The organism is Shewanella sp. 10N.7, assembly GCF_020806285.1.
In the GTDB taxonomy this organism is placed as follows: domain Bacteria; phylum Pseudomonadota; class Gammaproteobacteria; order Enterobacterales; family Shewanellaceae; genus Shewanella; species Shewanella electrodiphila.
Window position 1 is genome coordinate 36,808 of sequence record NZ_JAJGZS010000014.1, and the last position, 15,941, is coordinate 52,748.

At 37.0% G+C, this 15,941-nt stretch carries 14 protein-coding genes; all 14 read right to left on the bottom strand.

What is annotated here, in order from left to right:
* Positions 1-486 precede the first annotated feature (486 nt).
* The 14 genes from galU to LMH66_RS10545 all read right to left on the bottom strand — a co-directional run bounded on the left by galU (position 487) and on the right by LMH66_RS10545 (position 15,924).
* Positions 487-1,368, bottom strand: coding sequence for a UTP--glucose-1-phosphate uridylyltransferase GalU (gene galU / locus LMH66_RS10480; RefSeq protein ID WP_102527052.1), 882 nt, complete (start codon positions 1,366-1,368; stop codon positions 487-489).
* Positions 1,369-1,459: 91 nt separating this feature from the next.
* Positions 1,460-2,809 carry an O-antigen ligase family protein gene (locus LMH66_RS10485; protein ID WP_229369887.1) on the bottom strand — a complete coding sequence of 450 codons (1,350 nt, stop codon included), beginning with the start codon at positions 2,807-2,809 and terminating at the stop codon, positions 1,460-1,462.
* A 7-nt stretch (positions 2,810-2,816) separates the two neighbouring features.
* Positions 2,817-3,494 (bottom strand): hypothetical protein, encoded by a 678-nt coding sequence (locus LMH66_RS10490; RefSeq protein ID WP_229369889.1) that lies wholly within the window; start codon positions 3,492-3,494, stop codon positions 2,817-2,819.
* A gap of 52 nt (positions 3,495-3,546) precedes the next feature.
* The gene (locus LMH66_RS10495; protein WP_229369891.1) at positions 3,547-4,272 is read right to left on the bottom strand and encodes a tyrosine-protein phosphatase; all 726 of its coding nucleotides are present in this window, start codon (positions 4,270-4,272) and stop codon (positions 3,547-3,549) included.
* Positions 4,269-6,479, bottom strand: coding sequence for a GumC family protein (locus tag LMH66_RS10500; RefSeq protein ID WP_102527056.1), 2,211 nt, complete (start codon positions 6,477-6,479; stop codon positions 4,269-4,271). The genes LMH66_RS10495 and LMH66_RS10500 overlap by 4 nt, the downstream gene beginning before the upstream one ends.
* The gene (locus LMH66_RS10505) at positions 6,479-7,003 is read right to left on the bottom strand and encodes a polysaccharide biosynthesis/export family protein (RefSeq protein WP_102527057.1); all 525 of its coding nucleotides are present in this window, start codon (positions 7,001-7,003) and stop codon (positions 6,479-6,481) included. The genes LMH66_RS10500 and LMH66_RS10505 overlap by 1 nt, the downstream gene beginning before the upstream one ends.
* Positions 7,004-7,012: 9 nt before the next feature.
* Complete coding sequence (locus LMH66_RS10510; protein ID WP_157936193.1) at positions 7,013-8,227, bottom strand: outer membrane beta-barrel protein; 1,215 nt, start codon at positions 8,225-8,227, stop codon at positions 7,013-7,015.
* 13 nt (positions 8,228-8,240) lie between these two features.
* Positions 8,241-9,641, bottom strand: coding sequence for an undecaprenyl-phosphate glucose phosphotransferase (locus LMH66_RS10515; protein ID WP_229369894.1), 1,401 nt, complete (start codon positions 9,639-9,641; stop codon positions 8,241-8,243).
* 149 nt (positions 9,642-9,790) lie between these two features.
* Positions 9,791-10,513: a WecB/TagA/CpsF family glycosyltransferase gene (locus LMH66_RS10520; RefSeq protein WP_229369896.1), complete on the bottom strand. Its 723-nt coding sequence runs from the start codon at positions 10,511-10,513 to the stop codon at positions 9,791-9,793.
* Positions 10,503-11,696 carry a glycosyltransferase family 2 protein gene (locus LMH66_RS10525; RefSeq protein ID WP_324295173.1) on the bottom strand — a complete coding sequence of 398 codons (1,194 nt, stop codon included), beginning with the start codon at positions 11,694-11,696 and terminating at the stop codon, positions 10,503-10,505. Before LMH66_RS10525 ends, LMH66_RS10520 begins: the two co-directional genes overlap by 11 nt.
* Before the next feature lie 3 nt (positions 11,697-11,699).
* The gene (locus LMH66_RS10530) at positions 11,700-12,905 is read right to left on the bottom strand and encodes a glycosyltransferase family 4 protein (RefSeq protein WP_229369901.1); all 1,206 of its coding nucleotides are present in this window, start codon (positions 12,903-12,905) and stop codon (positions 11,700-11,702) included.
* The gene (locus LMH66_RS10535) at positions 12,902-13,867 is read right to left on the bottom strand and encodes a hypothetical protein (RefSeq protein ID WP_229369903.1); all 966 of its coding nucleotides are present in this window, start codon (positions 13,865-13,867) and stop codon (positions 12,902-12,904) included. Before LMH66_RS10535 ends, LMH66_RS10530 begins: the two co-directional genes overlap by 4 nt.
* Entirely contained in the window at positions 13,851-15,089 is a 1,239-nt protein-coding gene (locus LMH66_RS10540) for an O-antigen ligase family protein (protein WP_229369907.1), read from the bottom strand. The genes LMH66_RS10535 and LMH66_RS10540 overlap by 17 nt, the downstream gene beginning before the upstream one ends.
* A complete protein-coding gene (locus LMH66_RS10545) occupies positions 15,082-15,924 on the bottom strand; it encodes a glycosyltransferase (RefSeq protein ID WP_229369993.1) in 843 nt (280 codons plus the stop codon). The genes LMH66_RS10540 and LMH66_RS10545 overlap by 8 nt, the downstream gene beginning before the upstream one ends.
* Between the last annotated feature and the right edge of the window lie 17 nt (positions 15,925-15,941).

A 15,941-nucleotide genomic window follows, 5' to 3' on the forward strand; every position in this document is an offset into this window, starting at 1 on the left:
GTCGGGCTCATAACCCGAAGGTCGTTGGTTCAAATCCAGCTCCCGCAACCAATTTAATATTCAAATAGTTTTCCTCTAGTATCTCAATGTAATGCTTCTCTTCTAAACATCTTTCGTTTAATAATTTTTCATTAATTAAACCTTTTTCATTTATCCGTGAATAACGTTTTCACACATTTGAGTCACTGCCTTCAAGCCAAAACTCATCACTCGCGCTTACCCTCGATATTTGAATAACTTGTGGTTTATGCCTTTTAGTGATTATTAAGCGAATACACAGGTCTGAATATCCCCTTCTTAGTAAACAGGTCTTAATCTTAGTAAACAGGTCTTAATAAACAATTCTGAATACAAACATCAACTCTTATACTTTTTAAATTTAAAAGCCTGCGGGTACAAAAAAAGCCCTGAAAACATGTTCCAGGGCTTTTGTTGGTGTTCATGGCTACAAATAACTGCAGCGCATTCAATTAATGCTAGGTAAGTTTATTTAACCAGCTTTTTGATAATCTCTTTAAAATCTTTTCCAAGCTTCTTATTATTCAAGCCGTACTCGACAAAGGCAGCCATATAACTTAACTTGTCGCCGCAATCGTGAGATTTGCCCGTCATGTTAAACGCTTCTACAGCGTCAGATTCTATTAACATATCAATGGCATCGGTTAATTGAATCTCATCACCTGCACCAGCAGGCGTTTTGGCTAATAAATCCCAAATTTTTTCAGAGAGTACATAACGACCAACAACAGCAAGATTTGAGGGAGCTTCCTCAATTGATGGCTTCTCAACCATTTTAACAATCTTAGTTGAATCACCCGCCAAGACTTCAACACCATCACAATCAGCAATACCGTACTTATGCACTTCTTCTGTAGCGACAGGTGCGACCATGATTTGGCTTGCAAAGGTAGATTCATAACGGCTGATCATCGCGGCTAAATTTTCTGAGCTTTGATTAGCAGTATACTCATCTAAAATCACATCGGGCAGCACAACTGCAAATGGGTTATTACCGATACAAGGTTTAGCACACAACACGGCGTGACCTAAACCTTTAGCTTCTCCCTGGCGAACGTGCATAATCGTGACATCTTTAGGGCATATGCCCTGCACTTCTTTTAATAATTGACGTTTAACACGCTTCTCGAGTGTTGATTCCAACTCATAAGATTTATCAAAATGGTTTTCAATAGCATTTTTACTCGCATGTGTGACTAAAACAATCTCTTTCACACCGGCTTTAACACATTCGTCCACAATATATTGAATCAATGGCTTATCAACAAGCGGCAACATTTCTTTTGGAATTGCTTTGGTTGCTGGCAGCATTCGGGTACCTAGTCCCGCAACAGGAATAACAACTTTCATATGAGTCCTTTTATAGTCAAAGTTAAAATTAATTGTAAAAAATTTGAAAATATTAATTCAAGAAAAACTTAAATTTCTTATTACCTTTCGCTTAATCTCCGCGATGCCTTCGTGGCCGTTTTTTCAAGTCAGAAGGAAGGTTAAAAGATAACCAGCACAAGGTTAAAATAGTTAAAAAAAGCAGAGTATTAGCGGGGGATTGCAAGTTGAAATCAACCATGTTGTGTATGCACATGTGAACAATAGCCATAGCACTACCAAAGGCCACGCCTTTATAGAATTTATTATTTCGTTTATGCATTGTTTTACACGTTAAATAGAGCCCGTATAAAACCCACCAGCCCAGCATTGCAGAAATAATCACTCCATACTCGATTGAGAATTGTATATATTCATTATGGGCATGATCATAAAAACCGCTGTATGGTCTAGGCTGGTAGCTAGGGAAAATAGTATAAAAACTCCCACCTCCAGTACCCGTTAACCAGTTATCTTTAATTATTGGCATACTATCAATGACAACCAGATCACGTGTCTCAGAAGCAAAACTGGTATCTTCAATTCTTTGTTTTACCTTCTCAACGCCAAATATAGAACCGACAATAATTAAGTCCAAAATAATAATACTGATCACTAACGGTTTTAATAAAATAGGTGGTCTTCGATAGCAAAATATTGCGAAGACAGAAACCACTATTAATGCAGTAAAAAAGCCAGCATTCCCCATTCTTGAACGACTTAAAATCAAACCAATAATCATTAAAATAATGGCTAGTCGCAAAATCAACTTTCTACTAAACATTGTTGATAAGGCATTTAAGAAAGCTTGCCTGAATTCAAACGCTTGTCGTTGAGTATTCAACTCAGAAATAAGCCAACCCACTGCAATAGCAAGACATAATGCTAAGTAGTTAGCAAAATGATTTTGATAGACAAAAGTTCCTCTTGCTTTATCACCTTCAGCAAAATGAAAAACAGGTGAGACATCTAAATCTAACAAATAAACAAAAGAACCGTAGAATGCTTGAAAACATCCCGACAAAATAATGCTAAAAACAACCCAACGTAACATTCTTTCATCTTTACAATACTCACTTAGTAACAGGACAAATATTAAATAAGTGAGCGTTTTCAATAATTGATGAGTAGTTTGATAAGCATCTATAGTGTCAATTCCTGGTATGACTCCAATAACTTGAAGTAATAAATACACCAACATAACCACAATTGGAATCAACAGAGTCTTTTGCCAATCAAAACTTAAAATTGGTTTTTCATGCTTCGCACAATAAGCAAGGTGAAAACAAGCCAAACTGAATACAGCAAATTCTAAAATCGACCAAGCCCAAATTCGATTACTCCCCAAAGGGAGCGGAGCGATGATAATTAAACTACAGAGAAAGAAAATAAAATACTTTGAAATTCGTGAAGAAGTTTCCATTTATTTATCAACCAAACCTTTTATAAAAATGGTGACATAAAGATTCTGAAACCCATTGTTGTCCGGCCTCTGAAATCTCTATAGCAGTGTATTTCATATAACTACACACAACCGATGTACGCTGATAATTTCTTGTTAATTGCTGCAATTCTAATTTCATAGACCATTGTGACTCAACTGCAACCAAACTCGTTTCAAGTACAAGCTTTTTCTGTTCCACAGATAATTGAGGCCAAAAAAAGAACCCTACTGCAAGCACTTGCCTTAAGACCTCAGGAGTATAAGGGCCATAACGTAAGCCTTTTTCTAATAGAGGCCAAGCTGTATCGAGGTCACTATTTAAAAACGCGAGACTAGCCCCATAATCTGCATAAGCATTAGGCCACAATGGCCGTAACTTTATAGCTGTCATATAGAGCTGACTATGTTTTTTGACATCAATGTCATAGAACTGATGATAAGCCCCCCACTCCAATACTTTTGCAAATGATAATATGTAATGAGGGTTTGAGTTATCTAGCGAATAAGCATTCACAGCTGCAACTTTCGCTTGTTGAAATTGAGCTTTTGATGGCTGTTGACTGCCTTCCCACAATTTTAAATAAAATAAGGTTTTAAAATGATAGGCATTCGCTACACCTTTTTGTATAAGTAAAGGTAGAAAAGCTAACAAAACAACAATCAATGCAGCATAAATTAATCTGCGTGTTGAGGGCATTTTATGCATCATATTCCATTTATGAAAAAAGTCGCTTAGAGATTAGATTAGGAAAGTCATGTACTAACTGTTGAGCATATTCTTCATCTATAAGTTCAGCGATCACGTTTCTAGCTTCTAGAAGTTTTGGTGGTCTTCGTTTAATAGAATGGCAATCTGAGCCGACAATAGTATATAGCTTTTCTTTTAACCACCGTTCACTCGTCAATTGAGGTAACTCTCCAAATTGCCCTAACAATGAAGCTGCCGTTAATTGAAATAAACAGCCCCTTTGTTGAAATACCTTTATTCTTTCTGGATATCGTTGCAGTTCTCTATTTCTTTCAGGGTGTGCAATCATCGGAATGATGTCAAAATTGAGTAACCAGTCAATCAATTTGTCAGCACCAGCAGGTATATGGCTACTTGGTAGTTCAAGCAATAGAACCTTTTTTTCTTGATAATCTCCAATAAAAGGTAATAAACCTTGCTGGGAAAATAAAATAATTTCAGGGCAGATGCGCACTTCAGCCGCAACGCTTAATTCAATATTCATGCCTTGAGCTTTAAGCTCATCTCTTACTATATTTGCAGCGTCATTGATAATTTTCAGGTTGTTATCATATATTCCAATGTGAATATGAGGCGTGGCCACTATTCTGGTAATTCCCTGTTCAACGGACAAATTAATGAGTGCAATCGATTCTTGTAAATCTTTTGCACCATCATCAATTCCAGGAAGTACGTGGCAATGAATATCTATCACGAGGCTTTATCAACAGGTAGCTGAACTTCAACCTCGTTACTTTCATAAGGTTGATAATAACCATATTGACCATGATACTGTTGAGCGTCTTTGATATTCAGTTGATTTAGCACGACACCGAAGACTTTGCCTCGAGCCTGGTATAATTTAGCCAAGGTTAATTTAACAGCTTCTGAGCGAGTGGTAGCAGCTTTAACCACGGTGACTACTGCATCACTGTGGGGCGCTATAACAAGCGCATCACTTACTGCTTGAATCGGAGGGGTATCAACAATAATTTTAGTGTATTGCTGCTTCAGTATTGTCATGACTTCAGCAAAGTAAGGAGATGACAATAATTCTTGAGGGTTGAGCGGAATGGCTCCTGCAGCTAACACATCAACATTAGGCTTAACATCTCTCACAATGCAGGAATTAATATCATCAGCACCTGATAGCACATTTGATAACCCAGGTTGATAGTTTGGTAAACCAAAACGGCTGCCAATATTGGGCTTTCTCATATCAGCATCAATTATCAGCACTTTTTCCATACCTGAAAAAGCAAATGCTAAATTCATCGCTACTGTAGTTTTCCCTTCATTGGGAAATGAAGATGAGACTTCAATAATCCGAAGTTCTTGCCCCAACGCCATTAAAGAAAGCGATGTTCTAATCGTTCGTACTGACTCAGCATGCATCTTGGCGTTACTGTCAAAAAATGCAAAATTAACTTCATCATAACTGGCTTTCTTATCCGCTTTAGGGATATAACCTAACGCTCGCTGCGATAGTACTTTTTCAACATCGTCAGTTGTTTTGATTGTATCGTTTAACGCATCAAGCACTAAAACAACCACCATAGCAAAAATAAAACTGGCTAAGAAAGCAGCCACAACAATGAGTTTCTTGTTAGGTTTAATAGGGTTGTAAGGTGTTACTGCCCGATCGGTAAAGCGTGCGACAGGCGAGTCAAAATCACCTGTCACTTCTGTTTCTTTTTGGCGAGAAAGAAAGCTTTCAAATAATTGTTGATTAGTATTAACTTCACGAACCAAACGTTTGTATGTGGTATCAATGGTACTTAAATCCTGAAAGTCACCTTTAGAACTATTAAACTGTTGCTCTAATGCTTTTAGGTTTTGAGTCGCTGTTTGCGCTTCATCTTCGATACCCTGCACCAAACGGCCAATTTGTATGCGCAAGTTTTTTTCAACTGTGGCTAATTCTGCGTTAGCTGCAATTAACTTTGGATGTTTAGGGCCATATACTTGCTTTAATTCAGACACTTTACGTTCGACAATACTGACTTCACGTTTGACATTTTGAATAGAAAGATGAGAAGTGACTTCTGGTAAACTTTCTAATCTGCCAATGTCATTTGCACCATACTTCTTAACAACGGCCATGAAACTGTCAGCTTGCGCTTTACGAGATCTCGCAACGGTAATCTCATCACTCAAACGCTGCAACTCTTTTGCATCTAGCGCTGTAACCCCTTCAACATCCACTAGGCCGTTTTTAATTCTAAACTGCTCTAAACGATGTTCTGATGCATCAAGATTGACACGTAGGTCTTCTAATCGTCCACCTAGCCAAATATTGGCTTTTTGAGTCATCCCAGCTTTAGCTTCTAATTGACTCAAAATGTACGCATCGCCTACAGCATTGGAGACTAAGGATGCGAGCTCTGGGTCGGGAGTTTCGTAACTAATATTAACTAACTGAGTTTTACGAATTGGTCTAATAAAAATGTTACTTGCAAAACCACTCACTCTTTGTTGATACACTTTATTGTGATCAACTGGGGCACTTTCTTCTTTTGGCAGAAAATCAAAGTTATTTTTAAATTGCTTGAATAACGATGGCTGTGGCTGAAATTGCGGATGATTCTCCAAATCTAATTCGTTAAAAACCCTTTCAGCAATGGAGCGGGATTTAAGGATTTCGAATTGAGTTAAATAATATTCCCGTTGCCCTGAATTAATGCCATACACTTCATCAATTTTAATCGCACTCGCTTGTTCAGACTCTATCAATAGCGTCGATGTGGCTGAATAAATAGGCTTCATACTCATCACCACAAACACTGTCAGTGCGGTAACAAGAATAGAAAAAGCTAGAATGCGCCACTTAAAATACAGTAACGGCTTAAAGAGTTTTTTAAAGTCAATTAACTGCTCAGGAAGAATAGGTGATGTTTTTTCGATAGGTGTTGTTGATATCATTAAAAAAATCTCTGTTCTATGGTTACCGTATCACCAGCATTGATTTTAGTTTTAATCTCCGCACTTTCAGACTGAGTTTTGGTTCCTTCACGAGAGATAAAGATTTTATCTGTTGAAGCTCTCTCTGTTAATCCTCCAGCCAATGCTACAGCTTGGTTTATTGTCATCCCTGGTTGATAAGGATACCCGCCAGGTTTTTTTACTTCGCCATGAATGTAAAATGGACGGTAATGCACAATACCTACATAAACACTAGGCTCGACAAAGTAGTCACCTTTCAATCCGGAATAAATTAAATTCTCAACTTCTTTCACTGTTAAGCCTTTAAGTGCTAACGTACCTAAAAATGGATAATTAACCGTACTACTGTTGGTCAATCTGGTTTCTAACGTCAGCTTTTCTTCACCATAAACTTTTATTACGATCGTATCGCCAGCCGATAACCTATGATTATCTTCATCATTTTCGGCAAAAGCATTAACGCTTGTAAACACAAGCGCTAATAACAACAGAACTAATTTCATAACCTTCCTTTACAAAGTCATTTCAGCATTGATGTAATACACATTTCTATCAAATTCGTATATATCACTCGATGAACGACTTTCATTAATATCAACGCCTGCTCTTAACATTAGCCAACGCGCGACTGAATATCCTATCGCGGCTTGGTACGTTGATGTTTTGTCTTCCCTAATAATGCCAGTAAAGTCGTCCTCTACTCTTTCATAACCTAGTTTAGTTGAAAAAAGCTCTGTCCAATTATGCTCCCATGAAGCCCCGTAACTTGTCTCACGTACATAGTCTCCTAAAAGGTTAGGATCTTTACTGCTCTGCCCTGTTTTTAGCGTCAATGCACTATAAGTTAATGGCCTCCACGTGATATCTACATCCCAGGTTAAACCGCTAAAGTCATCTCGAATACTATTATCAAAACTTTTCTGTTGATAACCTACTCTCACTTTACCTTCTGTAGAGGCCGTAGCTTCCCAGTCTGCTCCGAGTAAATAATTGGTCGTTACACTGTCTCGATTTTGTAATTCGATGTCTTGTGGACTCTTGTTATACTCAGTATCAATGCTTTGAATGCTTGCAACTAAGCTCGCTGTAGGGCTCACATCGTAATAAAACGAACCACCAAAAGTTACATCTGTGTAGTTTTTATATTGAGTTAGCTCTTCATATCGTTTGTATTCTTTTTCTAAGTATTTAGCGTTAATTCTTAATCTTGCTGGCGTACTTCTTGCTCCATACTCGTAATAACCGCCAATGGCATATACATCATAGGTATTGGGCTCTACCTGCAGGTTACCTGCGCCTTCGAAAATACCTGTACCCCTATCTTCATGACCCGCAATGTATGAACCAATGATATTAAACCGATTGGACTGGTTAAGTTCCACATCTGCTTTTAATCGAAATAAACCATCTAAATAGTTATCGTCACTGCTGCTGAAATATTCAGCATATTCAATACCAGCTTCGGCGGTATAAGAGCTATTGCCACTAAGAAGTTCAGCTTTAAGAGCAGGAGTTACCACTAAAATCATACTGTCTTCAGTATCAAGGTTTGCACTTGCGATATTGTCATCATATTTCACACTCGCATTTAACCCTGGGGTGAAATCGATCCCTGAATCAGTTTTAATCACGACGGCATTTTCAGTGTTCTGAGCCTGTGCAACAGGGACAAATAATGCACCAACTAACACTGCTATTATATTTTTATTGCCTATCAAGGTTCTCATTTTACTCTCCATGTTAGTAAGCATTATTTCCAGTAAAGCCTTTAAAAACTGTCTTAAAAATTATTTTAACGTCCCACCAAAGAGACCAATGACGTATGTATGCTAAGTCGTATTCGACACGTTTTTCCATTTTATCAATCGTGTCTGTTTCACCACGCCAACCATTAACCTGTGCCCAACCTGTAATGCCGGGACGAACTTTATGACGCAACATGTAATAAGCAACCAGTTGGCGATATTCTTCATTATGAGCAACCGCATGAGGCCTAGGCCCAACAACTGACATAGTGCCTAATAAAACATTAAAAAACTGAGGCAGTTCATCTAGTGAAGTTCGCCTTAGGAACCCCCCAATAGAAGTCAGACGGCTGTCATTTTTCGTCGCTTGGGTGACCTTGGCAGCATTTTCAGTCACCGTCATTGACCGGAATTTGAATACTTTAATCCTCTCACCACCAAGACCATACCTATCTTGTTTAAAGATCACAGCTCCCGGGGAAGTCAATTTAATCGCTATTGCTATCACCATTAAAACAGGTGAAATAGCAATAATCGCCAACGAACTAAATAAAATATCAAAAGTTCGTTTATAGAAGTTTTTCATCCCATGTACTGGTGATTCAAAAACACTAATCGTATCCAAGTCACCAACATGGCCTATACGCGCATGCATCAAATTTTTAAGTAAAAAGTCCGGTAAAATTAAAACATCGACTGTCGAATCGCCCAATTGATGAATAATATTTGAAATTCTTTTTTCTGCTAACATGGGCAAACAGATATAAAGCTTTTTCACTTCACCTTTTTTAGCCATTGCTACAACTTTATCAATAGAGCCATTTAGCAACTTTAAATATTCGCCATTAATTCTCTCTGGCTCTCTATCATCGTAAAAACCTACGCACTGAAGACCCAACTCAATATTTTCATTAAGTTCTTGGTATAAGTTGGTGCCAGATTGAGTCATACCGATAATGGCAACTTTCTGTAAACTATAACCATTACGTCGCATACTTCGCTTAACAATTCGAACTAATAATCTCCAACCAACAAGAAGTAACATTGATAAGCTAAACCAGCCAAACATCACTACTCTTGAGTAGTAGTCTCCTTGTTTAAATAAAAAAACAGCTGTGATTAGTATAAAAAACGAAACGACTAATACTGTGGACATCAATCCAAGGACGTAAAGAAAACTACTTAATCGCCAAGAACGGTATATTGATATCGATTCTGCTAAATATAAGTAGAAAAAGAGTTCTGCCATCAGTAGCAAAAAATACTCTCTATCAAATGCAACTTCGTGAAAAGAAAGCATGATAAAAAATGCTGCAATGAGAAAGCTAACATCTGCCAGACGAAACGCAAAAGCTAAGCCATTTCGTGCAACATGGAAGTTTGAGGGCTTATCCACAAATTACTCCTTTTAAAAAGTGAATACTGAATTGTAATAATAAATTTGCTTGATGATATTAAAAATACAGAATGGCTTAATTGGAACTTTAGTTGGATAGATATGACGCTGAATAGCCTTTAGTGCTAGACACAAATCACTACATATATTTATTTTCTTAACGCTACATTCGCAAAGAAAATTGGAATGCCTACAACATACCGAGAAAACATCCTTTTTGGCTCTTTACTTAATCGGTAAAGCCACTCTAAACCGTTATTTCGATAAAAATCTGGAGCTCGTGAATGGCGACCCGCTTGAAAATCAATGATTGCACCACCACAGATAATTAAGGTTCTTGCGGAGTTAGCATGCTTAAGGAGCTTCGCGACTCTTTCTTGCTTTGGCATCCCCATCGCTAACACAACAATATTGAACCTTTCATCACGACAGTTTTCTTTGAAATGGTCTAAATAAGCCTCATCGTCTTTGAAACCGTCTAAAGATTGATAGTCGTTGCCAAGAAAAAGCTTATTTGCGCCTATGCTCAACCATGGCTCTACTGTGCCATAGACTATAAAGTTGATATCAGAGTGGATAAATTGCGCTTGCTTAATAATAGAAGGAATTAAGTCAGTACCATTTAAGTTCTCACCAGCTGAAATACGATTGTATTTACACGCTATTTTGATGCCTATGCCATCACGCAACACATAATCTAATTGCCTAAAAGATTCGTCAATCTCAGTGGACTTAGCGATTAGGTTATAGCCATGTTGATTCAAAAAACCCAAGCTCGTTGGCTGATTAACATTAATTAAATAATTAATGAAATCGTCGACTTTAGATTTTTCTATATACGAAACTTTTTCGAGTATTGAACTACTGTTCATATTTGTCATCTCGCTCTGTTCTTACCCATTCTTTTTGTCTTGCCGTAAAGAATTTTTTATAGATTGAAAACTTACTAAACACATACGCCAAAATGCCAAAAATATCTTTCAACTTAATGATACTTCGACCATTAAATAACCAAGAAATAGCTATGGCTCCAACTAAAACGAGTAATAAGGTCAAACTAATGTAACTGGCAGTAGGCAACCCGAGGAGTAACAATATCAAGGTTAGAAAATTAGTTAGCACTACGATAAAAATCCACAGCACTGTTGGTGGGATAGCTGCATCTAATGCCAATAAAAATACATTCACTCTCCCTTTAACCAATGCTGTCAACATCATGTGAGGCAATATAGACATGGCGCTAATATGGCCATGCTCCCAGCGAGTTCGTTGAGATTCGGTGCCAGAAGAAGACTCAGGAAAATAACTATTAACCACAGCATGAGGATAGAATTTAGCTTGTTCATCAATACCAGCAAGCTTTAACCCTAGCTCCAGATCTTCAACAATGCTGCCGCTAGCAAAAGACACCTTTGTGAATAATCGCCATGGAAACGCCATACCCGAACCTTGCAGATGACAACCTATTTTCATTTTTGCTAAACCGGTAGGTCTAATCTTGTTTTTAACTAACCAAGCAAATTCGGCAACACGAGTTTTAATCGATGCGCCAGTAGGAGACTTCATTAAATAAAGAGATTGAATAACTGAATTTTGAATTTGGCTTTGATTAACAAGTTTATCAAGACTTCCTTGTTCAAATTCACAATCGGCATCTAAAACCACCAAGGTTTGTGGAATATCCACTGATTTATTTAAATGTTGTACCCCATAATCAAGTGCAAACCCTTTACCTGCTTGATGAAGGTCATGCCGCTCAATCACTTCAACTGAATGAATTTGACAAATACTGACTGTATTATCGGTACAATTATCTGCAATGACGATGAATCGATCTCCCTCAATTAGCTGAGGTAAAAGCGCCAGTATAGTTTGCTCAATCACGAGCTCTTCATTATGGGCTGGCATCAATATTGAGCACGGTTGTCTATTTATGCTTTCTAACTTATTTCGACTGAATCTCTGGCCTATGAGCAGCTCTAGGCTGATCATCAATGTAGGTACACCGATGATAATCAAAACCAAAAACGAAATTATGTTATCTAGAGTAAACATCTTCTATCCTTGTCTAATGTGACAAGCTAATTTTGCCGCTTCGACATTAATATTATGCCGTGTCGCAACACTTGAATAAGCATTGTGAATGAGTATAGATAAAGCAGCCTCATCTAGCTCAATGAAGTCTTTCATTGCTTTTGTCGTGGCACTTACATCGCCAGCAGGAAATAGAATCGCATTTTCATTTGTAGTCAAAAGCTCAGGTATGCCCGCTATATAAGTCGTTAATACGGGGGTACCAATTGCCATAGCTTCCATAATCGCAACGGGCAAACCTTCAGCAAAACTAGGTAGAATCATTGCATCTGAATCAGTTAATAAACGCTTAACTTCGCCCGAACTTATCCATCCAGTGATGTCGACATGTTCATGTAAACCAAATTGACTAATGTACGACTCAACTTGAGGACGCATATCACCGTCACCGGCTAAAATCAGTTTTACATTCGGATCAACCGCCACTAAATCCTTAAATGCTTCTAGTAACAACAATTGTCCTTTCTGTTCACATAAGCGACCGATGCACAAAAATTGTCTCGTGCTTGAAATACTAGGCTCTGTAACCTGGCCCTGTAAAAATGTTTCATCCAGACCACAATGAACAATTTTAATTTTTGACCAATCTTCATAATCTGCCCAGCGAAACAGCTGCGAACGACAATATGATGTAATTGCTGATACAAACTTTGAATTGGCAATTTTCTCATTTAAATGAAGACTAAGTGGTTTATCAAATTCTTCAGGTCCGTGAACAGTAAAGCTGTAAGGTGTATTGATAAGCAAATTGGCTAACATCACAACTTCTGTAGAGTTAGTGCCAAAATGAGCATGCACATGACGACTATCAAACTGCTCCATAAAGCTGGCCAACTTGCAAGCTTCAAGAAGATAAACCAAATGATAAGGTAAACTCCGTTCTGACATTTTTGATAACTTAACGGCACTTACTATTGCACGAATGATAGAGGCAGGCTGTTTCACTAATCGCTTAACAAAAAATGGAACAAGCGATTTCACCCCGTCTTTGAGTAAATATTGCGTCTTAGAACGTTCTATCTTATCTGTTTCATCAGCGATATCAGCATCCCAGCCACGAAGAGCAATGCGTTGAATCTCAAAACCTTGTTGCTCTAGCGCTATGATTTCACGTCTTATAAAAGTGTGACTGACTTGAGGGTACTGATTAATAAAATAAGTAATTTTCACTTAGAATGACCTTTTGAAAACGATTTTTTTGAAAACTGAATAAATTTAGATCTTCTTTTCCAGCACTCAGACATGATAATCCCTGTCAATAACGCAAATAGCACCACGGCAAATGCTGGTAAATTGGGGATCAATTTATCAATTAAGGACTTAGCTTGAAAATGAACTAAATAGATAAATAAGGATGACATGGCGATAATATTAATAGGCCAATGCAATACCTTTGGAATTGAAATTCTGTCGACCCAAACCGTTGTAATAGCTCCCAACATTAAAAATAATACTTTGCTATTAAAATCAAACAAAACAAACTCTAGGGCTATCAAGCATAATATAGCTGAAGTAATTACTTTCTTTTTAGTATCAGTACTAAAAGCAACTAAAGCACCTGCAAAAAATATATACATCATTAAGTGAGGAAATCTATCTAAGTAAAAGCTTGTGTCCCATATCATTCGGCACACAATGGAAAGCATGTAAAACATAACAAACCCGAACAAAAATGATTGGTAAGGCTTTTTACTAATCCAAAAATAGAAATAATTTGAAATCATAACTAAGCCAAACAAGATATATATTTGAACCAAAACCTCAATAAACCAAAATGTTAAACCATCAGCATAGTTAGGGCCAATAAAATTAGATACAAGAAAAACGCCACCAAGGTAAAACCGACCTAAAAATGCGTAGATAAAAAATGTATAGAGTAAAACAGGAATAATTATCTTGATGATGAACCCAAAGTATATTTTTACAAAGGAAACAATATCAAAGTAAGCTTTACCAGCATTTGCCCGTTTAACTTTAGGGTAATTAAATCTAACGAAATTATAACCTGACAGAAAAATTAAATAGAAAGAACCACCAGCTAAATGAATAAACCCCAAATGACCAGAAACAATTGCAAAAATTGAAAATGCTCTTAAAACAATCGTCAAATCTATTTTAGACATTAACTGCATGTAAACTCCTATGGAGTGAACTCGCTTCCAATCTTGAAAGATAATAAAAAGAACCCATAACTAGCCAAAAGTACCAATTGTAAGATAAGTAAAAAAACATGTTATCCGAATAGCAAACGAGCATATAAGATAAAATAACACCCAACAGGATAGCCGTACCGGGCTTATCAAACTTATAGTAAGACAACATCTCTTTGATGATAGAAAAGAAAATGGTTAAGAAACCTATAACACCGACAAAACCCATATCGAAAGCTATTTGAACATATGCATTATGGGCATCAAATTTGCTGGAGCCCTCTAATGGAAAAAATTCGAGGAAATAGTAAGAAAAAGTATCGTAACCATGGCCGAAAAACGGCTTAGCAATAATATAGTCCCATGAAGCAACCCATACAATTTGACGCCAAGCATAAGAGTTTAAAACCTCTCCATAAGCTAAGTCATCAGCAGTAACACCGCTAAAAATATCTACTACTCGTTCTTGTATCGAAGGGATGAACATAGCAACTGCACCAAGTACAAACAGATACAGTAAATATCGCCTTTCAGAAAGGAGACCATAAAAGATAAAAACAAATAAAAGCGCGGCCCAAGCACTTCTTGTTTTTGTTATTAACAAACAGATAATACCGAAGAATAAAATGAGTTTCGCATGCTTTATAAATGACGCTTCAAACATAATAACTTTAGACTTCATCGCATAAAAACACATTGAAATAACTAAAACTAAATAAAATGCAAAGATATTAGGATGCGAAAATGATGCAAACAATCTAAAACCATCTTTTGTATAACTTGCTGCAGGCAGCGCAAACTCTTTAAATACAAAACAAAATGGAATTACAGCTGAATAAACCACTAACTTTATTATACTTGCGAAGTCCTCTCTACTTTTTATAAAGTAAAATGATAAAGAGAAAATTGAATAATAAGTTAATACCGCAAAAAAAGATCTAGCCGAACCAAGTTTATCAGGAGATATAACCAAAGAGATCAACCCAGTAACAATAAAGAGAGACCATACCTTGAAAAAACTGCGTGGCAATTCAAACTTTTTAATAAAACATACAATTACAAAAAAACAAACGACAAGTAAATTAAGAACGGCCCCCATTCCAATACCTGCAACTTTAGTCAGCTCAAGAACAGGATCTAAAGAAGAACGTAAGAAAACGATATAAAATAGCAATGGAGAAAAAATATAAAATGAATTAACCATTCAACATTTTCCATTTTAATACTTGTGCGATTTTTCTAAACTTAAAACCTAATAGCAGAACAAAGATCTCATTAATATTAATGTCTATCTGCTTATAACGATAAAGAGCATCTGTCACACTGACCTTTTCCGAGAAGCTCATTGGATGTAATTTCTCTTGCAGCAGGGAGAAAGCGCCTCTGATACGCGCACTTTTCTTTTCAGAAATTCTCACTTCTCCATGGATTTGATCGATAATATAAGAAAACTTCTGAATATTTATCAGTTCCCCATATTTTTCAGTTAGTCTAATCCATGTATCCCAGTCTTGTAATGCTGGCATTTTTTCATCAAACCCAGCAATCGCTTTAAGATATTCTGTCTTGGTAAAAACTTGATTACCTACAGCATTACTGTGTCTTAACTGATCATATGAAACGAAACTAGCTTCATTGTATTTATGCTTGCCATCACTTCTTAACTCAATAACACTATCAAATAGGCCAGCAATATTTTTATTGTCTACCTTTTCTTTATTCCAGTAGTCTAAGAAAGCTTCAATTCGCCAGTTTTCAAAGTAGTCATCATCATCGAGACCGGTGATGAACTCACCTTTCGCTAATTCAATGGCTCGGTTCCTACCGTAACAAGCACCTTTTGATTCACCCGCGTTTATTATCGCCGTTAGTTTTCCCTCGGCTTGCATGTTGCGGAGATAATCATGAGAACCATCGGTTGAACCATCATCTGCGACAATAATCTCAACATGAGCATAGGTCTGAGAAATGACGGATTCTACAGCTCTTTTTAGTAGCTCAAGACGATCTTTGGTGGTGATATAGACACTGACTAACATCAATACTCTTCCATAAA